This window comes from Anaerotignum faecicola (assembly GCA_024460105.1).
Lineage (GTDB): Bacteria > Bacillota > Clostridia > Lachnospirales > Anaerotignaceae > JANFXS01.
This window is the reverse complement of record JANFXS010000124.1, coordinates 1-539: the sequence shown is the minus strand read 5'-3', so window position 1 is coordinate 539 and position 539 is coordinate 1. Positions and strand designations below refer to the sequence as shown.

The 539-nt window shown below is 38.4% G+C and carries 1 protein-coding gene; it reads left to right on the top strand.

Translation table 11 applies throughout. The annotated features are described in order from the left end of the window. On the top strand, positions 1 to 539 hold a 539-nt coding region (locus NE664_13075), incomplete at both ends, for an NAD-dependent epimerase/dehydratase family protein (protein MCQ4727565.1).

Sequence of the window (539 nt, the reverse complement as noted above, 5' to 3'; positions counted from 1 at the left end):
AATGTTTGGAGGCGTTTTGCAAAGACTGCGATTTTGTTTTTAATCTTGCCGGAGTAAACAGGCCTGAAAATCCGGAAGACTTTTTGAACGGAAATTTTGGATTTGCTTCCCGATTACTGGAAGTTTTAAAAAAGAATAAAAACTTCTGTCCTGTAATGCTTGCGTCTTCCATTCAGGCAGAGATGATCAATCTCTATGGCAAAAGTAAGAAAGCCGGAGAAGATTTATTTTTTTCTTATGGAAAAGAATGCGGGGCAGATGTGTATATATATCGCTTTCCTAATGTGTTTGGGAAATGGTGCCGTCCTAATTACAATAGTGTGATAGCAACATTTTGTTATAATATTGCGCGAGAACTCCCTATACAGATAAATAATCCGGAAACAGTTTTGAAACTGGTCTATATCGATGATGCGATTTCAGAACTTATCTGTGCAATGGAGAAGAAACCGTTCAGACTTAATGATGGTTTTTGTAGTGTTCCGGTAGAACATACGGCAACTTTGGGGGAGATAGCAGAAGCAATCTTTTCCTTTCGG